Origin of the sequence: Rhizobacter sp. OV335 (assembly GCF_900142965.1) — a bacterium.
Classification (GTDB): Bacteria; Pseudomonadota; Gammaproteobacteria; order Burkholderiales; family Burkholderiaceae_C; genus Rhizobacter.
The window spans coordinates 121,382-141,611 of record NZ_FRCQ01000008.1 but is presented as its reverse complement, the minus strand read 5'-3'; the positions used below and the strand labels follow the sequence as shown (position 1 = coordinate 141,611).

The 20,230-nt window shown below is 69.3% G+C and carries 20 protein-coding genes; 11 read left to right on the top strand and 9 right to left on the bottom strand.

The genetic code is table 11. The features are described from left to right. The first annotated feature begins 56 nt into the window (after positions 1–56). The gene (locus BUE42_RS11010) at positions 57–1,508 is read left to right on the top strand and encodes a MocR-like pyridoxine biosynthesis transcription factor PdxR (protein WP_073465144.1); all 1,452 of its coding nucleotides are present in this window, start codon (positions 57–59) and stop codon (positions 1,506–1,508) included. Here the strand turns inward: BUE42_RS11010 and BUE42_RS11005 are convergent. Next, complete coding sequence (locus BUE42_RS11005; RefSeq protein ID WP_073465143.1) at positions 1,495–3,987, bottom strand: putative bifunctional diguanylate cyclase/phosphodiesterase; 2,493 nt, start codon at positions 3,985–3,987, stop codon at positions 1,495–1,497. The two genes, BUE42_RS11010 and BUE42_RS11005, sit on opposite strands and share 14 nt — an antisense overlap. Beyond that, positions 3,984–4,613 (bottom strand): hypothetical protein, encoded by a 630-nt coding sequence (locus tag BUE42_RS11000; protein WP_073465142.1) that lies wholly within the window; start codon positions 4,611–4,613, stop codon positions 3,984–3,986. The genes BUE42_RS11005 and BUE42_RS11000 overlap by 4 nt, the downstream gene beginning before the upstream one ends. A gap of 298 nt (positions 4,614–4,911) precedes the next feature. On the opposite strand from BUE42_RS11000, the gene BUE42_RS10995 reads away from it, so the two are divergent. Further along, a complete protein-coding gene (locus BUE42_RS10995; RefSeq protein ID WP_235002257.1) occupies positions 4,912–5,445 on the top strand; it encodes a CAP domain-containing protein in 534 nt (177 codons plus the stop codon). A 13-nt stretch (positions 5,446–5,458) separates the two neighbouring features. Here the strand turns inward: BUE42_RS10995 and mnmA are convergent, their stop codons facing one another. After that, positions 5,459–6,562, bottom strand: coding sequence for a tRNA 2-thiouridine(34) synthase MnmA (mnmA, locus tag BUE42_RS10990; protein WP_073465140.1), 1,104 nt, complete (start codon positions 6,560–6,562; stop codon positions 5,459–5,461). After that, a complete protein-coding gene (locus tag BUE42_RS10985) occupies positions 6,559–7,059 on the bottom strand; it encodes an NUDIX hydrolase (RefSeq protein ID WP_073465139.1) in 501 nt (166 codons plus the stop codon). The genes mnmA and BUE42_RS10985 overlap by 4 nt, the downstream gene beginning before the upstream one ends. A 140-nt stretch (positions 7,060–7,199) precedes the next feature. On the opposite strand from BUE42_RS10985, the gene BUE42_RS10980 reads away from it, so the two are divergent. From BUE42_RS10980 to BUE42_RS10965, 4 genes are read left to right on the top strand one after another with little or no spacing between them, the layout of a single operon-like run. Then, complete coding sequence (locus BUE42_RS10980) at positions 7,200–8,315, top strand: Re/Si-specific NAD(P)(+) transhydrogenase subunit alpha (protein WP_073465138.1); 1,116 nt, start codon at positions 7,200–7,202, stop codon at positions 8,313–8,315. Beyond that, on the top strand, positions 8,308–9,006 hold the full coding sequence (locus BUE42_RS10975) for a hypothetical protein (RefSeq protein ID WP_143171429.1): 699 nt from the start codon (positions 8,308–8,310) through the stop codon (positions 9,004–9,006). Before BUE42_RS10980 ends, BUE42_RS10975 begins: the two co-directional genes overlap by 8 nt. Before the next feature lie 10 nt (positions 9,007–9,016). Then, on the top strand, positions 9,017–9,346 hold the full coding sequence (locus BUE42_RS10970; RefSeq protein WP_073465136.1) for an NAD(P) transhydrogenase subunit alpha part 2: 330 nt from the start codon (positions 9,017–9,019) through the stop codon (positions 9,344–9,346). Then, a complete protein-coding gene (locus BUE42_RS10965; protein ID WP_073465135.1) occupies positions 9,343–10,767 on the top strand; it encodes an NAD(P)(+) transhydrogenase (Re/Si-specific) subunit beta in 1,425 nt (474 codons plus the stop codon). The genes BUE42_RS10970 and BUE42_RS10965 overlap by 4 nt, the downstream gene beginning before the upstream one ends. 272 nt (positions 10,768–11,039) lie before the next feature. Here the strand turns inward: BUE42_RS10965 and BUE42_RS10960 are convergent, their stop codons facing one another. Continuing rightward, complete coding sequence (locus BUE42_RS10960) at positions 11,040–11,789, bottom strand: hypothetical protein (RefSeq protein ID WP_073465134.1); 750 nt, start codon at positions 11,787–11,789, stop codon at positions 11,040–11,042. Further along, on the bottom strand, positions 11,786–11,983 hold the full coding sequence (locus BUE42_RS10955; RefSeq protein ID WP_073465133.1) for a hypothetical protein: 198 nt from the start codon (positions 11,981–11,983) through the stop codon (positions 11,786–11,788). Before BUE42_RS10955 ends, BUE42_RS10960 begins: the two co-directional genes overlap by 4 nt. Positions 11,984–12,157: 174 nt before the next feature. Here BUE42_RS10955 and BUE42_RS32985 point away from each other — a divergent pair, with 174 nt between their 5' ends. Continuing rightward, positions 12,158–12,361 carry a hypothetical protein gene (locus tag BUE42_RS32985; RefSeq protein ID WP_073465132.1) on the top strand — a complete coding sequence of 68 codons (204 nt, stop codon included), beginning with the start codon at positions 12,158–12,160 and terminating at the stop codon, positions 12,359–12,361. A gap of 2 nt (positions 12,362–12,363) precedes the next feature. After that, on the top strand, positions 12,364–12,978 hold the full coding sequence (locus BUE42_RS10945; RefSeq protein WP_159445402.1) for a Fic family protein: 615 nt from the start codon (positions 12,364–12,366) through the stop codon (positions 12,976–12,978). Between the two features lie 28 nt (positions 12,979–13,006). Here BUE42_RS10945 and BUE42_RS10940 read toward each other — a convergent pair whose 3' ends face one another. Continuing rightward, positions 13,007–13,633 (bottom strand): response regulator transcription factor, encoded by a 627-nt coding sequence (locus BUE42_RS10940; RefSeq protein ID WP_073465130.1) that lies wholly within the window; start codon positions 13,631–13,633, stop codon positions 13,007–13,009. Further along, entirely contained in the window at positions 13,630–15,558 is a 1,929-nt protein-coding gene (locus BUE42_RS10935; protein ID WP_073465129.1) for a sensor histidine kinase, read from the bottom strand. Before BUE42_RS10935 ends, BUE42_RS10940 begins: the two co-directional genes overlap by 4 nt. Positions 15,559–15,699: 141 nt before the next feature. On the opposite strand from BUE42_RS10935, the gene BUE42_RS10930 reads away from it, so the two are divergent. From BUE42_RS10930 to BUE42_RS10920, 3 genes are read left to right on the top strand one after another with little or no spacing between them, the layout of a single operon-like run. After that, complete coding sequence (locus BUE42_RS10930; RefSeq protein WP_073465128.1) at positions 15,700–16,725, top strand: TRAP transporter substrate-binding protein; 1,026 nt, start codon at positions 15,700–15,702, stop codon at positions 16,723–16,725. A gap of 7 nt (positions 16,726–16,732) precedes the next feature. After that, positions 16,733–17,377: a TRAP transporter small permease gene (locus BUE42_RS10925; RefSeq protein ID WP_073465127.1), complete on the top strand. Its 645-nt coding sequence runs from the start codon at positions 16,733–16,735 to the stop codon at positions 17,375–17,377. After that, positions 17,374–18,696: a TRAP transporter large permease gene (locus BUE42_RS10920; RefSeq protein WP_073465126.1), complete on the top strand. Its 1,323-nt coding sequence runs from the start codon at positions 17,374–17,376 to the stop codon at positions 18,694–18,696. Before BUE42_RS10925 ends, BUE42_RS10920 begins: the two co-directional genes overlap by 4 nt. A 13-nt stretch (positions 18,697–18,709) precedes the next feature. On the opposite strand, the gene BUE42_RS10915 is transcribed toward BUE42_RS10920, so the two are convergent. After that, a complete protein-coding gene (locus tag BUE42_RS10915; protein WP_073465125.1) occupies positions 18,710–20,230 on the bottom strand; it encodes a UxaA family hydrolase in 1,521 nt (506 codons plus the stop codon).

Genomic DNA, 20,230 nt, shown 5'->3' with positions numbered 1-20,230 from the left:
CCGGATTGGTTCTGCATCGTAGACACTTGCGGGGTTCATCGAGGAACCAATCGACCATGCCCGGAGGAACCAATTCAGCCGCCGCGACGCTGCGCCAGCAGGTCTACCTGCAACTGCGCGGCGCGATCGAGCAGGGCACCTTCGCGCCCGGTGCGCGGCTGCCGCCGTCGCGCGAGCACGCGCTGGCGCTCGGCGTCGGGCGCAACACGGTTCTGTGGGCGCTGGAGCGGCTGCGCGCCGAAGGCTACGTGGTGGCGCGCGTCGGCGACGGCAGCTACGTGGCGCCCGGCCTCGCGGCACTGCGCGGCGGCCGGCGCAAGCTGGCGGCCATCGCGCCGGCGGGGGCGCTGTCGAAGCGCGGCCAGGCCATCGCCGACATCGCGCTGCGCTGGCAGCCGCCGACGCAGGCGCCGGTCGCGTTCCGCATCGGTGCGCCGGCCACCGCCGAGTTCCCGTTCGCGCTGTGGGACCGCCTCGCGCGCGACACCGTGGCGTCGCGCCGCCGGGCCTTGTCGCAGTACACCGACCCGGCCGGCGAGCCGGTGCTGCGCGAAGCCATCGCCCAGTGGCTGCTGGTGTCGCGCGGCATCCGCTGCGATGCGTCGCAGGTGCTGGTCACGTCCGGCTCGCAGCAGGCCATCGACCTGATCGGCCGGCTGCTGCTCGACCTGGGCGACGAGGTGATGGTCGAGGACCCCGGCTACCCGGGCATCCGCGCCAACCTGCTCGGGCAGGGCGCCGTCGTGCGCCCGGTGCCGGTGGATGCCGACGGGCTGTGCATCGCGCAGGGCGCGGCGCGCTGGCCGCAGGCGCGCATGGCCGTCGTGACGCCGACGCACCAGTTCCCGATGGGCGTGCGCATGAGCCTGGCGCGCCGGCTCGCGCTGCTCGAGTGGGCGCGCGCGCGGCGTGCGTGGATCGTCGAGGACGATTACGACGGCGAGTTCCAGTACGGCGCGCACCGCATGCCGGCGCTGTGCAGCCTGCCGCAGTCGGAGCGGGTGCTGTACGTCGGCACCTTCTCGAAGACGCTGCACCCGGGCTTGCGGCTCGGCTTCATCGTGACGCCGCTCGCGCTGGCGCCGGCGTTTGCCGGGGCCAAGGCGGTGACCGATCGGCACAGCCCCGGTGCCGCGCAGGACGTGCTGGCGCGCTTCATCACCGAAGGCCATTTGCTGCGCCACCTGCGGCGCATGCGCGAGCTGTATGCGCAGCGGCAGGCGCTGGTGATCGAGGCGCTGGCGAAGGCGAGCGGGGGTGCGCTGCGGCTCACGCCGAGCGCGCAGGGCATGCACCTGGCGCACGAGGACGAGGCGGGCCGGGCGGACGAGCCGCTGTCGGCGCGGGCGCAGGAGGGCGGCGTGTACCTCGCGACGCTGTCGCGCTACGCGATCGAGGCGCCGCGGCGCGGGTGGCTGTTCGGGTATGCGGGGTACGACGAGGCGGCGCTGCGGGCCGCTGCGCGGACGGTGGGCGCCTTGTTCAGGCGCCCCGTCAATGCAAGGTGATCGGAATGTCCGGCCCCTTGCCCGTCGAGATGGTCATCGCCTGGCGCGTGCTCCAGCCGGTCGACCAGCGCGCGAACTCGGCGGCCGGCATCGGCCGGCCCATGTGGAAGCCCTGGGCCTCGTCGCAGGCCAGTTCGCGCAGCAGCTCCCAGACCTGCGCGTTCTCGACGCCCTCGGCCACCACCGTGAGCCCGAGGCCGTGCGCCAGGTCGATCGTCGAGCGCACGATGCGCGCGTCGTCCAGGTCCTTCTCCATGTTGATCACGAAGGACTTGTCGATCTTCAGCTCGTCCACCGGCAGCCGCTTCAGGTACGCGAGCGACGAATAGCCGGTGCCGAAATCGTCGATCGACAGCCGGAAGCCCAACGCGCTCAGCTTGTCGAGCGTGGCCTGCGCGCGCTGCGGGTCGTCCATGATCGCGCTCTCGGTGATCTCGAGGCAGAAGGCCTCGGCCGGCACCGAATGACGCACCAGCAGCGCGTCGAATTTCTGCGGCAGCTCCGGGTCGAGCAGGTCGCGCGTCGACAGGTTGACCGAGATCGTCAGCGTCTGCCCGCCGTCGTGCAGCCGCTTCCACATCTGCGCGGTCTGCTCGAAGATCCACAGCGTCAGCACCCGGATGAAGCCGGTCTGCTCGGCGAACGGGATGAACTCCATCGGCGGCAGCAGCCCGCGGCGCGGGTGCTGCCAGCGCACCAGCGCCTCGGCGCCGACGACGCGCGCATTGTTGAGCGCCAGCTTGGGCTGCAGGTACAGCCGCAACTCGTCGTGGTCGACCGCGTGGCGCAGCTCGCTCAGCAGCGACAGCGTCTGCGAGCTCGCAGCGTCGAGCGCCGGATCGTAGACCATCGGCCCGTCGTGGTGGCGCTTCGCGATGTACATCGCGACCTCGGCGCGGCTCAGCAGCACGTCGGCGTCGTCGGCGTGCTGCGGCCAGTTCGCGAGGCCCAGGCTCGCGCTGATGTCGACCGTCTGGTCTTCCAGCGTCAGCGCGGCATCGAAGGCCTGCTGGATGCGCTTGGCCACGGTGCCGGTCAGCGCCAGGTCGGTCGCGGGGTCGAGCCCGGCCAGCAGCACCGCGAACTCGTCGCCACCCAGCCGCGCGACCAGGTCGCCGCCGCGCACCGCCTGCTGCGTCAGCCGCTCGGCCACGCCGCGCAGCAGCAGGTCGCCGAAGCGGTAGCCGAGCACGTCGTTGACATGCTTGAAGCGGTCGAGGTCGAGCATGATCACCGACACCGTGCGGCCGGCCTTCCCGGCCGCGACGATCGCGTCGCGCACCGCGTTGCGGAACTGCAGCCGGTTCGGCAGCGCGGTCAGCGGGTCCCAGTAGGCGAGCTTCAGGATCTCGTCCTGCTGCTCGCCGATGTTCTCGCGCATGCGTTCGAACGCGCGGGCCACGTCGCCCAGTTCGTCGCTGCGGTCCAGGCCGCGCAGCGGCGTCGAGTAGTCGCCGGCACCGAGCCGTTCGGCGGCGGTCGCGAGGCGGCGCAGCGGCGTGGTCACGTGGCGCGCGGTCAGCACGCTGCCGATGCCGAACACCAGCACGCTGACCAGCGTCAGCGCGGCCAGCCCCAACTGCAGCTGGCGGTAGGGCGCGACCGCGTCGTCGACCGAGCGCAGCAGCAGTGCCGAGACGGCGGCGCCGTCGTGTTCGGCGAGCATCACGGTGCGGCCGCTGTATTCGTTGTCGAGCAGGCTCAGCGTCATCGCCGCCGAACTGGCGGCTTCGGTGCGGCCGTTCACGCGGTCCAGCGACAGCGCGGCCTGCTTCTCCAGCTGGTCGCGGGTGGCCAGCGGCAGCGTCGAGACGGCGGTGGACCATTTCGCCGACGCGTCGGCGCGCACCTGCAGGCTGACTTGCAGCGACGACAGCGCATGCATGTCGTCGACCAGCCGCTGGTCGATCGGGAACCCCATCAGCACCCAGCCGACGACGACGGGTGCGCGCATCGGCACCATCACCAGCTGGAACGGGCGCTGGCCGAGCACGACGATCTCGCTGGCGCGCTTGGAGGCGAGGGCCCGCGCGGCCAGCCGCTGCGTGACCGGCAGCAGCTCCTGCAGGCCAGGCTGGGCCGCGGCGCGCAGGTGGAATTCGGTGTCGAGCAGCGCGGTGACGGTGGCGCCGATGCGCTCGCCGTGGTTGGCCAGCACCGACGCGATGGTGTCGGCATCGTTGCTGCTGACGGCGGCGCGGAAGCCGTAGTCGGCCGCCAGCAGGCTCGCGCCTTCGGCGAGCTTCTGCGCGTTCTGGTCGAGCACGCGGGTCAGCACGCGTTCGCCGACCTGCAGCTCTTCGGTGATCGAGGCCCGCGCATTGCGGTCGATGCTGGCGCGGATCGCGAAGAAGCTCGCGGCCTGCACCAGCAGCAGCAGCCCGAGGAACAGCACGACGATGCGGGTGCCCAGCGAGCTGCCGATCCAGCGCGGCCACTGGGTCGGGTGCAGCAGGGTGCGCAGCGGGGTCGGCGTCATGGCGCGCTCCCCGCGGCCACCGGCAGCTGGATGACGGCGTTGAGGTCGGCCGCGCCGATCGCGAGCGCCTGCGGCGCCGGCTCCTGGCCGGGCGCGACGCCGGCATGCCAGCCGCGCAGCCGGTAGCTGCCGGGCGGAATGCCGTCGAGGCGCGCGCGGCCGTCGGCGCCGCTGCGGGCGTGGTACGGCGTGTCGACGACGACGACCCAGGCGCTCATCCGGTCATGGATGTTGCAGCCGAGCACCGCGGCACCGGGCTTGTCGAACACCACCGGCGCGTTCGGCACGCCGGCGTAGAGCTTCAGTTCGAAGGTCTTGATCGGCGAGAACGAGTAGACGTGGTGCCGCACGGTGTCGAAGTTCGGGAAGGTGACCGGCGTGCCGACGGTGACGACGGTCAGCGACGGGTGGAACTGGCGCTTGCTCTGCGAGATCTCGACGCCGGCCATCGGCTTGACCGGCAGCTTGCCGCCGGCGGGCTCCAGCATCACCACCGCGTCGGCCAGCGGGCGGCCCGCCGGATCGGCCACCGCGACGCTGACGACGGCGCCGTGCGCGGCGGCGGCCAGCGACAGCGCCGTGGCGCAGAGGCTGTGTCGGGTCAGGGACGGAAGGCGCAAACGCATGGTGGGCGGGAACTCGGGGTCGATGGAAACCGGTGCAGCGAAAGCCGCATCGTCTTCGGATATCGGCGGGCCGTCGACCGACTGAAGCCGACGCTAACCCGGCGGCGCCGCCGAACGTGCACTGCGGCATCCGACGCCCGGCCTGCGCGTGCTTTGCTTCACGCTTCGGGCCGCCGCAGGCGCCGGGTCAGCAAACGCTTACGTTTGGGGTGCGTTGCGTCGTCCGGGTGCGTTTACGCTGTGAACCCCCCGGCTTTGGATATGGATCTTGTCGACCTCCTCACGACGCGCCCGCCTGGTGGCACCCTGGTTGATGTTCCTTGCGGCCTGCGGCGGCAGCGGCGATTCCGGCACGGCCGACGCCGCCACGCCGGCACCGCCCCCCGCGGCCTCCGGCACTTGCGACATCCCCGATTTCAACGCGCAGATGCTGGCGCGCATCAACGCCTTCCGCGCCAGCGCACAGAGCTGCGGCACGTCGGGCAACTTCACCGCCGCGCCCGCGCTGGCCTGGAACGACAAGCTGACGCAGGCCGCCGCGGGCCATTCGCAGGACATGGCGACGAAGAACTACTTCTCGCACACCAGCCAGGACGGCCGCAGCGTCTCCGACCGCGTCGCCGCGGTTGGCTACACCTGGAGCCAGCTGGGCGAGAACATCGCGGCCGGCCAGAACAGCATCGACAGCGTGATGACCACCTGGCAGAACAGTGCCGGGCATTGCGCGAACCTGATGAGCAAGAACTTCACGCAGGTCGGCGTGGCCTGCGTGCCGGGCGCGACCGGTGCCGCCTACAGCCGCTACTGGACGATGGACCTGGGCAAGCCCTGAGCCTGGCTGCGTTTCAGGCGGCGCTCGCGATCACGCCGCCACCGAGGCACACCTCGCCGTCGTACAGCACGGCCGACTGCCCGGGCGTCACGGCCCACTGCGCGCTGCCGAAGTTCAGGTTGAACCCCGCCGCGCTGCCGCCATCGAGTGCACAGCCGGCATCCGCCTGGCGGTAGCGCGTCTTGGCCGCCATCGCGCCCGGAGCCGGCGCCACGCCGGCCACCCAGCTCGCATCGTCCGCCGTCAGCGCATGCGACTGCAGCCACGGATGCTCATGCCCTTGCACGATGTACAGCGTGTTGGCCGCCATGTCCTTGCGGGCGACGAACCACGGCGCGTGCTCGCTGCCGCCCTTCGCGGCGCCCTTGTCCTTCAGCCCGCCGATGCCGATGCCCTTGCGCTGCCCCAGCGTGTAGAACGACAGCCCGACGTGCTCGCCGATCACGCGGCCGCGGTCGTCCTTGATCGGGCCGGGCTTGTTCGACAGGTAGCGGTTCAGGAACTCGCGGAACGGCCGCTCGCCGATGAAGCAGATGCCGGTCGAATCCTTCTTGGCCGCATTCGGCAGCCCGATCTCGGCGGCGATGCGGCGCACCTCGGTCTTCGGCAGCTCGCCGACCGGGAACAGCGTCTTGCTGAGCTGCGCCTGGTTCAGCCGGTGCAGGAAATAGCTCTGGTCCTTCAGCGGGTCCAGCCCCTTCAGCAGCTCGAAGCGGCCGTCGCGCTCGCGCACCCGGGCGTAGTGCCCGGTCGCGATCTTCTCGGCGCCGAGCCGCATCGCATGGTCGAGGAAGGCCTTGAACTTGATCTCGGCATTGCACAGCACGTCGGGGTTCGGCGTGCGGCCGGCCTGGTACTCGCGCAGGAACTCGGCGAACACCCGGTCCTTGTAGTCAGCCGCGAAGTTCACATGCTCGATCTCGATGCCCAGCACGTCGGCCACGCTCGCGGCGTCGAGGAAGTCCTGGCGCGTCGAGCAGTACTCGTCGTCGTCATCGTCCTCCCAGTTCTTCATGAAGATGCCGATGACCTCGTGCCCCTGCTGCTTCAGCAGGTGGGCACTGACGGCGGAATCGACGCCGCCGGACAGCCCGACGACGATGCGTTGCTTCTTCACTTCGATGGGACCGCAAAGACCGACTCGTCGGTCGTGATGAGGGACAGCGGGAGGTTCACGCCCGCCAGGTGGTCGTCGACGCAGCGCAGCAGCAGCGGGCTGCGGTGCCGGTGCACGCTCGCGCGGATCTCGTCGGGCGTCATCCACAGCGCCCGCACGATGCCGGTGTCGAGCGCGCGCGACAGGTCGGGCTCGCCGACCGTGCCGCGGAATGCGATGCGCAGGTAGGTGGTGTCGCGCCCGGCCTCGCGCTCGGTGCCGGCGCGCTGCGAGCGCGACAGGTAGATGCCGACGATGCCGGTCGGCACGAACGCGCGGGCGGTTTCCTCGAGCGCTTCGCGCACCACGCCTTGCAGCGGCGATTCGCCCGGGTCGACGTGGCCGGCGGGGTTGTTCAGGCACAGCCCGTCGGACGTGTGCTCCTCCACCAGCAGGAAGCGGCCCAGGTGTTCGACGATCGCGGCAACGGTGACGCTGGGTTTCCAACGGGAGGACATCCGGCGGATTTTAAGGGCGGGTGTTGTGGCCCTGCATCGCGTGAGGGCGTGTGCCGGTTGTGAGCGCGAAAGCTTTGTGTAAGCTCTCGCGCCAGTTACAGCACAACCTGCAGCACAACAACATACCCGAGGAGTCCGCCATGTTGATAGGGGTCCCGCTGGAAACAGCGGCTGGGGAAACGCGCGTTGCCGCGACTCCGGAGACGGTCAAGAAGCTCAAGGCGCAGGGCCATGTGCTGCGCGTGCAGTCGGGGGCGGGCATCGCCGCCAGCGTCACCGACGAGGCCTATGCGACAGCCGGCGCCGAGATCGTCGACCGGGCCGGGGCCTTCGGTGCCGAGCTGGTGCTGAAGGTGCGTGCACCGTCGGTGGACGAGCTGCCGCTGCTGAAGACCGGCACCGCGCTGGTCGGCATGCTGAACCCGTTCGACCGCGACGGGCTGCAGCGCCTCGCCGAGGCCGGGCTCACCAGCTTCGCGCTCGAGGCCGCGCCGCGCACCACACGGGCGCAGAGCATGGACGTGCTGTCGTCGCAGGCCAACCTGGCCGGCTACAAGGCAATCATGATCGCGGCCGACCGCTACCAGCGCATCTTCCCGATGCTGATGACGGCGGCCGGCACCGTGAAGGCGGCGCGCGTCGTGATCCTCGGCGTCGGCGTGGCCGGCCTGCAGGCGATCGCGACCGCGAAGCGCCTGGGCGCGGTGATCGAGGCGAGCGACGTGCGGCCTTCGGTGAAGGAGCAGGTCGAGTCACTGGGCGCGAAGTTCATCGACGTGCCGTACGAGACCGCCGAAGAGAAGGAAGCGGCCGAGGGCGTCGGCGGCTATGCGCGGCCGATGCCGCAGAGCTGGCTCGATCGGCAGAAGGTCGAGGTGGCCAAGCGCGTCGCCGCGGCCGACATCGTCGTCACCACCGCGCTGATCCCGGGCCGGGCCGCGCCGGTGCTGGTCACCGAGGAGATGGTGAAGGCGATGAAGCCGGGCTCGGTGATCGTCGACCTGGCTGCCGCGCAGGGCGGCAACTGCCCGCTGACCGAGGCCGGGAAGATCGTGGTCAAGCATAGCGTCACGCTGGTCGGCGAGACCAACCTGCCGGCGCTGGTGGCGGCCGACGCGAGCGCGCTGTATGCGCGCAACGTGCTCGACTTCCTGAAGCTCGTGCTGACGAAGGAAGGCACGTTCCACGTGCCGATGGACGACGACATCGTCGTGGCCTGCCTGGTCTCGAAGGACGGCAAGGTGCAACGTGCCTGACGCGATGCGCGTGCCGGGCCGTGCGTTGCTCTGCGCGATGCTCGCACTGTCGGTGTGCGGCGTGAGCCTCGCGGCCGACGACGTGTCGGTGCGGGTCAACGTCGGCCGGCGCTCGATGCTGCTGCCGGCGGGCTACACGGCCACCGGTGAACGGCTGGAGGCCAGGAACAGCTCCGTCGGCGTGAAGGATGTCGAGCGCGTGCTGACGAGCATCACGACGCCCGCAGGACGCAGGCTGGTGCTGCTGTTGCAGGCGGTCGACGCCGCGGGCCTGTTCCAGTGGGACTTCAAGTGCAGCCGCCTGAAGTCGGACGAGCTGCAGTTCGTCTACAGCCCGGTGCACTCGATGCGCGACGAATGCGTCGTCGTCGTCGGCCCGGTCGAGCTCGCCGGCGTGCTGCAGGAGGTCGTGCCGGAGTTGAAGGCGTCGCAGGCGCTGCTGGACGAGGCGGCCGTCGGCTACCTCGTGCGTGCGCAGTACGCGGCGCAGACCGGCTCGATGCTGTCGGCCCTGGTGTTCGTGCCCGAGCCGTTCTCCGGCGCCGTGCCCGGCGGCAAGCGGCCGGCCAACGATTCCGGCCTGCCGGACGAGGTCGTCGCCTGGGCGCTGAACCTGGGCCGCGAGGTGCAGGCCGGCGTGCGGTCGTTCAGCGGCGACTGGCAGCTGCCCCCGATCAACGAGAAAGAGTGAGGAGAAGACCATGGATCCCGTGAGCCATACCCTGACCAACCTGATCATCTTCGTGCTGGCGATCTACGTCGGCTACCACGTGGTGTGGACCGTCACGCCGGCGCTGCACACGCCGCTGATGGCGGTGACGAACGCGATCTCGGCGATCGTGATCGTCGGCGCGATGCTCGCCGCGGCGCTCACCGAGACGACGCTCGGCAAGACGATGGGCGTGCTGGCGGTCGCGCTGGCGGCCGTCAACGTGTTCGGCGGCTTCCTCGTGACGCGGCGCATGCTGGAGATGTTCCGCAAGAAGGAAAAGAAGGCGATCGCCGTGGTGCCGAAGGAGGGCTCGCAATGAGCATGAACCTGGTGACGCTGCTGTACCTGGTGGCCAGCGTCTTCTTCATCCAGGCCTTGAAGGGCTTGTCGCACCCGACCACGTCGATCCGCGGCAACCTGTTCGGCATGGCCGGCATGGCGATCGCGGCACTGACCACGGCGGCGCTGATCGTCAAGCTGGCCGATGGCAACGCGCTCGGCCTCGGCTGGGTGCTGCTCGGCCTGCTGGTGGGCGGCACGGCCGGCACGGTGATGGCCAAGCGGGTCGAGATGACCAAGATGCCGGAGCTGGTCGCCTTCATGCACAGCATGATCGGCCTGGCCGCGGTGTTCATCGCGGTCGCCGCGGTGGCCGAGCCGCATGCGTTCGGCATCGTCGCGAAGGGCGAGCCGATCCCGGCCGGCAACCGGCTGGAGCTGTTCCTCGGCGCGGCGATCGGGGCGGTCACCTTCAGCGGCTCGGTGATCGCGTTCGGCAAGCTGTCGGGCAAGTACAAGTTCCGGCTGTTCCAGGGCGCGCCGGTGCAGTTCGCGGGGCAGCACGTGCTGAACCTGCTGCTGGGCCTCGCGACCGTCGGCCTGGGCCTGGTGTTCGTGTTCACCGAGAGCTGGCCGGCCTTCTTCGGCATGCTGGCACTGGCCTTCGTGATGGGCGTGCTGATCATCATCCCGATCGGCGGGGCCGACATGCCGGTGGTGGTGTCGATGCTGAACAGCTACTCCGGCTGGGCGGCGGCGGGCATCGGCTTCAGCCTGAACAACAGCATGCTGATCATTGCCGGCTCACTGGTGGGGTCATCGGGCGCGATCCTGAGCTACATCATGTGCAAGGCGATGAACCGCTCGTTCTTCAACGTGATCCTGGGCGGCTTCGGCGGCGAGGCCGGCACGGTGGCCGCCGGCGCGCAGGCGCAGCGCAGCGTGAAGAGCGGCAGCGCCGACGACGCGGCCTTCGTGCTGGGCAATGCCGAGACGGTGGTGATCGTGCCGGGCTACGGGCTGGCGGTGGCGCGCGCGCAGCATGCGGTGAAGGAACTGGCGGCCAAGCTGACGGCCAAGGGCATCACGGTGAAGTACGCGATCCACCCGGTGGCCGGGCGCATGCCGGGGCACATGAACGTGCTGCTGGCCGAGGCCGAGGTGCCGTACGACCAGGTGTTCGAGATGGAGGACATCAACGGCGAGTTCGGCCAGGCCGATGTCGCGATCATCCTGGGCGCGAACGACGTGGTGAACCCTGCGGCGCACATCAAGGGCAGCCCGATCTACGGGATGCCGATCCTCGAGGCCTACAAGGCCAAGACGGTGATCGTCAACAAGCGCTCGATGGCGGCGGGCTATGCCGGGCTCGACAACGAGCTGTTCTACATGGACAAGACGATGATGGTGTTTGGGGATGCGAAGAAGGTCGTCGAGGACATGGTGAAGGCGGTCGAGTAGCGGCTGGGTCGCTGGTCGGCGCGCCTTTGCGATACGACGGCTCTGTGCGTACACAAGCCTCCGTTCGCCCTGAGCAGGGACCGAGCTTGTCGAGGGCCCGTCCGTCGAAGGGTTGTGCCCGGCGCGCGCAGGGCCTTCGCCAAGCTCAGGTCCTTCGGCAGGCTCAGGATGATCGGGCCCTTCGACAAGCTCAGGGCGAACGGTGTTTCCTTGCCAACAGGCCCCGCACCCCCCGCCCGCGCCTTCGCTCGCGCCAATGGCGCCCCGAGACCCTAAGCGTCGACCAGGTCCACGTACTGGATGTTGATGTTCTTGATCTCGCTGAACTTCACCGCGAACGTGTCGCCCGGGATCGGCGTCAGGAACTCCGGCTCGGCCGTGCCGGCGAAGTCGGGCACGACGCCGCGGAACGCCGAGGCCAGCACGAGCGCATCGGGCGCCTTGGTCTTCTCGTCGAACGAGAAGTAGCTCAGGATCCCGCTGTACAGCACCGGTGATTCACCCACCTGCACCAGCAGGTCGACCACCACCGTGCGCCCGTCCCGGTTCGAGCGGTTCTCGCCGGTCAGGATGTAGTGCCATGGCGGCTTGAAGCGCAGGAAGCGGTGGCGGATGTCCAGCCCGCGGCGCTCGATCGCCGTGTTGATGGCCAGGCCCGCCACCAGCGGCAGCGTGAAGATGCTGATGAAGTAGACCGCGTTGAACCACAGCGCGCCGCCGATCGCCGCTTCGGCCGCGAGATACGGCGCGGTTGCGTTGTTCAGCGTCAGCAGCGCAAAGAAGTCGCGCGCCGCCGGCTGGCAGGCACAGCCGCCGAGCAGCGCCCACGCATGGATCGCCAGCAGCCACCCGGTGTGCAGCAGCGCCGACACCAGCACCGCGGCAATCGCATGGCCGGTCATCGAGCCGGAGATCACCGGGATCTCGCCGTTGTCGCGGATCTTGCCGGTCACCGCCAGCACGAAGATCGCGCCCGGCAGGTAGATCAGCAACAGCAGGAAGGCCTGGAACGCGAAGTTCAAGATTTCTGGGCGGCCGGAGGCGTCGCGGGAAGCACCCGCAGGTGCACGACCTTGCCGGTCGCGTCTTCAAGCTCGATCCTGCGGCCTTCGTCCTTCTGCGGACGGCTGGCGATCAGCTGGCGCCGGTACTCCTGGCGCTTCTGCGGGTCGCTCAACAAGGCCCGGACCACCGGATTGATGTTGACACTGGGCATGCCCCGAAATGTACGGTCAAACGGGCGATGCCGCGAAAAACCGCCGTGTCGGTGGAACCATCACACGGTGGACGTTACACAAGGCGGTCTCCAACCATTGATTCACGGCGGGATGTCCCGCATTCTTGGGGTGCTGGCGAGTGCACCCGAAACCTCCAGCAGAGGAGAGCAGCCATGAACGTCTTTCTGGGGCTGAAGACCAGCCCCGAATTGTTGAGCAAGCTGAAGCAGACCGTGGGGCGCAAATCGTCCGCGGCAGAAATCCTGGAACAACGGGTTTCGTTCGTCTTCGGGTCGTTGAAGCCCGGCAGTGGCATCACGCGCGAGAGGGTTCGCCAGATCCTCCTCGAACACGACGGACGCGTGGACAAGACGTGATCTTGTTCGACCTGGTGGGGGACGACGAGGATCACCCCACCTACAAGACACTGACCGTCGAGAACGGCAATCGTCAGTACAGCTTCTTGAAGTCTGTCGTGGAGGCCAGCCTCGCGGTTGGCCGTCCATTCCTGTCGTCGCAGGTGCTCAAGGCACTGAATTTCCAGGCGATTGCCTGCCTGCATGCCTACGCCGGCGAATACAGGCCCTGCCAGGTTCTCGTCGGCGAACACGAGCCTCCACCGCACTATCGGGTTCAAGCGTTGATGGATGACTTTGTCAACACGGTCAATCGGGAGTGGGAGATGGCAGATCCCGTCGGTCTCGCCGCTTTCGTCCTGTGGCGATTGAATTGGGTTCACCCGTTCATCAACGGCAACGGGCGTACCGCGAGAGCGGCGTGCTATTTCGTGCTGTGCGTCAAGGCGCAGCAGTGGTTGTCCGGCGCCACCATTCTTCCGGAGCTCATCAGCCGGGAGCGCCAGCGCTACGAATTCGGCCTGCGGCATGCTGACGAATCCACGGTCACCGGTGCCGTTGACTTGGCCCCGTTGCATGAGCTCCTGGTCGACTTGCTGAAAGAGCAGATCGCCGGCGCATCGTCAGCCACGCCATAGCACCGCGTCTTGCGTCGGACGCTGGTCGTCAGCCCGCTGGTGCTGCCAGCACCGTGGCCACCTCCGCCGCCGAACGCACCCCCAGCTTCGCGTACACCCGCGCCCGGTGCACCTCCACCGTCCGCACCGACACGTGCAGTTCATCGGCGATCACCTTGTTCAGCTTGCCGGCCGCCACGCGCAGCATCACCTCGTGCTCGCGCTCGGTGAGGCTCGACAGCCGCGCCTGCCGCTCGGCCACCTGGGCGCCCTGGCGCTGCATCGCGGCATCGACCGCCAGCGCCTGCGTCACGCGGTCGGCCAGCGCGTTGTCGACGTACGGCTTCTCGAGGAAATCGAACGCACCCTTCTTCAGCGCCTCGACCGCCATCGGGATGTCGCCATGCCCGCTCAGGAACAGCACCGGGTTGCGCAGCCCGCGCGCGATCAGCTCGTCGTGCAAGCGCGGGCCCGACATCGGCTCCATCCGGATGTCGAGCAGGAACACGCCGGGCAGCGGCCTCGGCGCGGCGTCCAGCGTCGCGAGCAGCGCCGGGCCGCTGCCATGCGGCCGCACGTCGAGGCCGTGCGACGACAGCAGGAAGCCGAGCGCATCCAGCACCACCGCCTCGTCGTCGACCAGGTAGACCACGCCAGCGCTCGTGCCAGGGTTCATGTGCCTTCCTCCGCCGAGAGTTCCGAAGCCGACAGGTCCACCGGCAGCGTCAGCGCGAACACCGCGCCGCCGCCCGCTGCATCGGTCGCATCGAACATGCCGTGGTGCGCCTCGATGATCGAGCGGCAGATCGCCAGGCCCATGCCCATGCCTTCTGCCTTGGTCGAGAAGAACGGCGCGCACAGCGCCTCGATGCCGAGCCCGCCGAGCCCCGGGCCGTTGTCGCGCACGTCGATGCGCACGAAGCGGCCGTCGGCACTCAGCGAGCTGCCGGCCACGATGCGGCGCTCGCCCGCCTGGTGGGCCAGCGCATCGCCGGCGTTGCGCACCAGGTTGATCACCACCTGCTCGATCAGCACCGCATCGGCCACGATCACCGGCAGCGCCGCATCGAGCTGCAGCAGCACCTGCACCTGCTGGCGCTGCAGCTCGCGCCGCAGCAGCGCGACGCCGCCCTCGATCACCGCGTTCAGCGCGCACGGCTCCAGCCGCGGCTCGCGCCGCGTCAGGAATTCGCGGATGCGCTGCACGATCGCGCCGGCATGGGCTGCCTGTTCGCCCAAGCGCTTCAGCGCCCGCATCACCACCGGGTCGGGCGACGGCAGCTTCTGCATCGAGTTCATCACGCCGGCGTTGTAGCTCGCGATCGCCGTCAGCGGCTGGTTCAGCTCGTGCGCCAGCGTCGACGCCACCTCGCCCAGCATCGTCAGCCGCGCATGGTGGGCCATGGTCTCGGTTTGGCGGCGCTCGCGCTCCTCGAGCCGGCGCCGTTCGGTCATGTCGAGGATCGAGCCCATCCAGCCGATGTGCACGCCGCGCGCGTCGACCAGCGGCGCCTCGAACACCATCACGTCGAACAGCCGCCCGTCGCGCTGCCGCCAGCGCGCCTCGTAGCCTTCGCGCGGCGCCTGGCCGGCCATGTTGCGCAGGTGGCGCTGCATGATCTCCTCGTGCGAGTCGGCCGGCCAGTACGGCATCGGCGGCAGCAGTCCGACCAGCTCGTGCGGCTCGTAGCCCACCATGTCGGCGAGCGTGCGGTTCACGTAGACGAGCCGGCCTTCGAGGTCGCGGGCGCGCAGGCCGACGGTCAATGAATCCTCCATCGCCTGGCGCCATGCGGCCTCGGTGCGCCACGCCGCCTCGGCGCGCGACACGCCGTGCATCTGCCGGCGCAGCATCCAGGTGATCGCGGCGATCAGCGCGACGAAGCCGGCCACCATCGCGACCGGCAGGCCGTGGTACCACGGCGGCACCACGTCGCGCGCGGTCAGCTCGAGCCAGCTGTCGGCCAGCGCCGGCGCCATGCTGATGCGCCAGCTCTGCCGTCCGTCCAGCGGCCGGTCTTCGGTGGTCGATGCGATCACCGCATCGAAGCCGTCCAGCAAGCGCACGTCGTACTTGCGCGCCAGCCACCACGGCACCGTCTGGCGCAGCATCTCGCCGGGCGAGTAGCGGGCCACCAGCGTGCCGCCGGACGCGAGCGGCGCCGACAGGTGGGCCGACAGGCCGGGGCCGCTGCGCGCGCCGTCCGGGCCGTCGGGCAGCTGCGCGACCAGCCGGTTGGCGGCATCGAGCCAGGTCAGGCTGATCCAGAAACGGTGCAGGCCCTGCTGCGCCTCGGGCAAGGTCGCGAGCGCCTGCGGGCCGGTGCTGCGGTGGTCGAGCCGCGTCGCGACATCCTTCAGCAGCAGCGACTCGCGCTCGATGCGGGCGCTGGCCTGTGTCTCCAGCGACAGCGCGTCGGAGACCAGCGCGGTGCGCTGCTCCTCCAGGTCGGCCTGCTCGGTGGCGCGCAGCCACAGCAGCACGCCGGCCACGAAGACCAGCGACAGCAGCAGCGGCAGTGCCCACAGCCCGCGCCGCGCCGGCGGACGCGGCGGCAGCGCGAGCGCAGGGTGGCGGGGCGGATCGGCCGGTGCGGACATGGCGCGAAGTCTAGGTTGGCAGGCGGCGGGCGGGCCGATCGCGGGTGATCTGCGGCACCGAAATGTGGAACTCCACAACTACCCGCGCTCCGGGCCGCCGACCAGAATCCCGCCGCAGTACAGACCATCCGGAGACAAGACATGACGCATTCCACAACGCGGTCGATCACGCGCCGCAGCGCGCTCGCCGCCGCCGCATTGGCCGTGGCCGCCCCGACCACCTTCGCGCAGGCGCCCATCGTCATCAAGTTCAGCCACGTCGTGGCCCCCGACACGCCCAAGGGCAACGGCGCGCAGCGCTTCAAGGAACTGGCCGAGCAGCGCAGCGGCGGCCGCGTGAAGGTGGATGTCTACCCGAACAGCCAGCTCTACAAGGACAAGGAAGAGATGGAGGCGCTGCAGCTCGGCTCGGTGCAGATGCTCGCGCCGTCGCTCGCCAAGTTCGGCCCGCTGGGCGTCAAGGAATTCGAGGTCTTCGACCTGCCGTTCATCTTCAAGGACCAGGCGGCGTTCCGCGCGGTCACCGAGGGCCAGGTGGGTGCCGACCTGTTCAGGAAGTTGGAGCCCAAGGGCGTCAAGGGCCTCGCGTACTGGGACAACGGCTTCCACATCATGAGTGCCAACAAGCCGCTGCACAAGGTGGCCGACTTCAGGGGCCTGAAGATGCGCATCCAGAGCTCGAAGGTGCTCGATGCCGAGATGCGCGCGCTCGGCGCGGTGCCGCAGGTGATGGCCTTCAGCGAGCTGTACCAGGCGCTGCAGTCCGGCGTGGTCGACGGCTGCGAGGGCGTGCCGTCGAACTTCTACACGCAGAAGACCTACGAGGTGCAGAAGCACACGACGATCTCGAACCACGGCCACCTGGCCTATGCGGTGATCGTCAACAAGAAGTTCTGGGACGGGCTGCCGGCCGACATCCGCACCATCCTCGAAGGCGCATTGAAAGAGGCGACCGCGTTCGCCAACGACATGGCGACCAAGGAGAACATCGACGACCTCGAGAAGATGCGCGCGAGCGGCAAGACCACCATCTACACGCCGACGGCCGCTGAGCTCGACGAGTGGAAGAAGGCGCTGATGCCGGTGCACAAGGAAATGGCGTCGCGCGTGGGCCAGTCGACCATCGACGCGGTCTACAAGGCGGCCGGCTTCGTGCCGGCGAAGTAGGCCCGCCATGGTCGCGCCGGTGCTGCGGTCCGTGAACCGCTTCCTCGACCACCTCGAGGAATGGCTGATCGCCACCCTGATGGGCGCGGCGACGCTGCTGATCTTCGTCGCCGTGGTGCACCGCTATGCGGCCGCCGCGCACTACCCGCCCGTGTTGCAGCCGGTGCAGGATTTCCTGCTCGGCCTGAACCTCAGCTGGGCGCAGGAGCTGTGCATCTACATGTTCGTGTGGATGGCGAAATTCGGCGCGGCCTACGGTGTGCGCCACGGCACGCACGTCGGCGTCGACACGCTGGTGCGCGCGCTGCCGCCGGCGCAGGCACGCTGGCTGACGCTGGTCGGGCTGCTCGGCGGCGTGGTCTTCACCGGCGTGGTCGGCACGATGGGCGCGGTGTTCGTCTGGGACAACGGCTTCCACCACGCGCTGTTCACCACCTTCGGCTGGGATGTGGGCGACGTGCCCGAGGGCCCGACCTCGCCCGACCTGGAGGTGCCGACCTGGATCCCGTACGCCTGCATTCCGCTGGCGTCGTACCTGATGTGTTTCCGCTTCCTGCAGGTGATGTGGGCCTTCTGGCGGCGCGGCGAGCTGCCGCACCATGAGGTCGCGCACGTGGAAGGCCTGGACGACGAAGCCGGAGTGGCCGCATGAACGCCTTGATCATCTTCGGCCTGCTGGTGCTGCTGATGCTGACCGGCATGCCGGTCTCCATCGCGCTCGGCCTCACGGTGCTGGGTTTCTTCTTCGGCATGACCAACGAGCCGATCGCGTCGATCGGGCTCAAGCTGTTCTCGGGGCTCGAGAAGTTCGAGATCATGGCGATCCCGTTCTTCATCCTGGCCGGCAACTTCCTGACCAACGGGGGGGCGGCGCGGCGGATGATCCACTTCGCGTCGACGATGGTCGGGCACTTCTACGGCGGGCTGGGGCTCGCCGGCGTGCTGGCCTGTGCGCTGTTCGCGGCGATCTCGGGCTCGTCGGTCGCCACGGTGGTCGCGGTCGGCACCATCCTGCTGCCGGCGATGCAGAAGGCCGGCTACCCGAAGCGCTTCTCGGCCGGCGTGATCACCACCTCGGGCGCGTTGGGCATCCTGTTCCCGCCGTCGATCAACCTGGTGATCTTCTCGATCGCCACCAACGGCATGAACGCGACCGGGCCGGACGGCCAGCCGGTGGCGACCGCATCGGTCGGCGATCTGTTCATCGCCGGCGTGCTGCCCGGGCTGCTGCTGTCGCTGCTGCTGGGCGTGACCACCTGGTACCGGGCGCGCAAGTTCGACTACCCGCGGCTGCCGCGCGCCAGCTGGGGCGAACGCTGGAAGGCCTTCCGCGACGCGTTCTGGGGCATCGCGCTGATCGTGATCGTGATCGGCGGCATCTACTCCGGCATCTTCACGCCGACCGAGGCGGCGGCCATCGCGGCGGTGTATGCCTTCGTGATCTCGGTCTTCATCTACAAGGACCTGAAGCTGCGCGACGTGCCGAAGGTGCTGCGCAACGCGGCCGCGATGAGTTCGATGCTGCTGTACATCATCACGAACGCGGTGCTGTTCTCGTTCCTGCTGACCTCCGAGCAGATCCCGCAGTCGATGGCGGCGTGGATGACGGGGCAGGGCTTCGGCGTGGTGGTGTTCCTGCTGCTGGTCAATATCATCCTGCTGGTGGCCGGCAATTTCATGGACCCGTCGGCGATCGTGCTGATCATGGCGCCGATCCTGTACCCGGTGGCCTGCAAGCTGGGCGTCAACCCGATCCACCTGGGCATCCTGATGGCGGTCAACATGGAGGTCGGCATGTGCCACCCGCCGGTCGGGCTGAACCTGTACGTCGCGTCGGGCATCAGCAAGATGGGCATCACCGAGCTGACGATCGCGGTGTGGCCGTGGCTGCTGACGATGATCGGGTTCCTGATCCTGGTGACGTACTGGCCGGCGTTGTCGCTGACGCTGCCGCACCTGCTGGCGCGCTGATCACGTCACGGATCTACATCACCGCACCGAACTGCCACGGCACGAATTCGTTCTGGCCGTAGCCGTGGCGCTCGCTCTTGGTCAGCTCGCCCGACGCGGTCGCCAGCATCTGCTGGAAGATCGCCTCGCCCAACTCACCAATGGTCGCGCTGCCGTCGACCACGCTGCCGCAGTTGATGTCGATGTCGTCCTGCTGGCGCAGCCACAGCGCGGTGTTGGTCGACAGCTTCAGCGACGGTGAGGGTGCGCAGCCATAGGCCGAGCCGCGGCCGGTCGTGAAGCAGATCAGGTTCGCGCCGCCGGCGACCTGGCCGGTCGCGCTGACCGGGTCGTAGCCGGGCGTGTCCATGAAGACGAGGCCGTGCGCGGTGACCGGCTCGGCGTACTCGCACACGTCGACCAGGTTGGTGGTGCCGCTCTTCGCGATCGCGCCCAGCGATTTCTCGAGGATGGTCGTCAGCCCGCCGGCCTTGTTGCCGGCCGACGGGTTGTTGTCCATCTCGGCATGGTTGCGGGCGCAGTGGTCTTCCCACCAGCGCAGCCGCGCGAGCAGCTTGCCGGCGACCGCGGGCGACACCGCGCGCCGCGTCAGCAGGTGCTCGCCGCCGTAGATCTCGGGCGTCTCCGACAGGATCGCGGTGCCGCCGTGGCGCACCAGCAGGTCGACCGCCGCGCCGAGCGCCGGGTTCGCGCTGATGCCGGAGTAGCCGTCGGAGCCACCGCATTGCAGCCCGACGCACAGGTGGCTCGCGCTGACCGGCTGGCGCCGGGTGCGGTTCGCCTCCGGCAGCATCTCGTGGATCAATGCGATGCCGCGAGCCACCGCCTTCGCGGTGCCGCCGGCGTCCTGAATGTTGTAGCTGTGCAGCCGCGGGCCGTCGGCCAGCCCGATGCCGGCGATCTGGTTGGTCTCGCAGCCGAGGCCCACCATCAGCAGCGCGGCGAAGTTCGGGTGCCGCGCATAGCCGGCCAGCGTGCGGCGCAGCACCTGCAGCGGCTCGCCCTCGCTGTCGGTCGCGCAGCCGGCGCCGTGCGTCAGCGCGACCACGCCGTCGACGTTCGGGAACGCGGCCAGCGCCTCGGGGTGGATGTCGCGCCGGAAGTGGTCGGCGATCGCGCGCGCGACGGTCGCCGAGCAGTTCACCGAGGTCAGGATGCCGAGGTAGTTGCGCGTCGCGACGCGGCCGTCGGCGCGCACGATGCCCTGGAACGTGGCCGGGGTTGCGACGAAGTCCGTCGGGTGCGCATCGGCGCCGATGGCCGGGTCGCGCTCGAAGCTCGAGAACTCCAGGTTGTGCGTGTGCACATGCTGGCCGGCCGCGATCGGCTGGCGTGCGATGCCGATCACCTGGTTGTAGCGCCGCACCGGGGCACCGGCCGCGATGTCGCGCACCGCGAGCTTGTGGCCGGGCGGGATCAGGCCGCTGACGGTGACGCCTTCGGATTCGATGCGCGTGCCCGACACCAGTTGGCGCCGCGCGATGACGACGTCATCGGCCGCATGGATGCGGATGGTGGGGGCACTCGCTTCCAT

Coding starts and splice junctions, on each gene's coding strand:
- BUE42_RS11010 (WP_073465144.1), top strand. CDS start 57: ATGCCCGGAGGAACCAATTCAGCCGCCGCGACGCTGCGCCAGCAGGTC.
- BUE42_RS11005 (WP_073465143.1), bottom strand. CDS start 3,987: ATGACGCCGACCCCGCTGCGCACCCTGCTGCACCCGACCCAGTGGCCG.
- BUE42_RS11000 (WP_073465142.1), bottom strand. CDS start 4,613: ATGCGTTTGCGCCTTCCGTCCCTGACCCGACACAGCCTCTGCGCCACG.
- BUE42_RS10985 (WP_073465139.1), bottom strand. CDS start 7,059: ATGTCCTCCCGTTGGAAACCCAGCGTCACCGTTGCCGCGATCGTCGAA.
- BUE42_RS10980 (WP_073465138.1), top strand. CDS start 7,200: ATGTTGATAGGGGTCCCGCTGGAAACAGCGGCTGGGGAAACGCGCGTT.
- BUE42_RS10970 (WP_073465136.1), top strand. CDS start 9,017: ATGGATCCCGTGAGCCATACCCTGACCAACCTGATCATCTTCGTGCTG.
- BUE42_RS10965 (WP_073465135.1), top strand. CDS start 9,343: ATGAGCATGAACCTGGTGACGCTGCTGTACCTGGTGGCCAGCGTCTTC.
- BUE42_RS10955 (WP_073465133.1), bottom strand. CDS start 11,983: ATGCCCAGTGTCAACATCAATCCGGTGGTCCGGGCCTTGTTGAGCGAC.
- BUE42_RS32985 (WP_073465132.1), top strand. CDS start 12,158: ATGAACGTCTTTCTGGGGCTGAAGACCAGCCCCGAATTGTTGAGCAAG.
- BUE42_RS10940 (WP_073465130.1), bottom strand. CDS start 13,633: ATGAACCCTGGCACGAGCGCTGGCGTGGTCTACCTGGTCGACGACGAG.
- BUE42_RS10935 (WP_073465129.1), bottom strand. CDS start 15,558: ATGTCCGCACCGGCCGATCCGCCCCGCCACCCTGCGCTCGCGCTGCCG.
- BUE42_RS10930 (WP_073465128.1), top strand. CDS start 15,700: ATGACGCATTCCACAACGCGGTCGATCACGCGCCGCAGCGCGCTCGCC.
- BUE42_RS10925 (WP_073465127.1), top strand. CDS start 16,733: ATGGTCGCGCCGGTGCTGCGGTCCGTGAACCGCTTCCTCGACCACCTC.
- BUE42_RS10920 (WP_073465126.1), top strand. CDS start 17,374: ATGAACGCCTTGATCATCTTCGGCCTGCTGGTGCTGCTGATGCTGACC.
- BUE42_RS10915 (WP_073465125.1), bottom strand. CDS start 20,230: ATGGAAGCGAGTGCCCCCACCATCCGCATCCATGCGGCCGATGACGTC.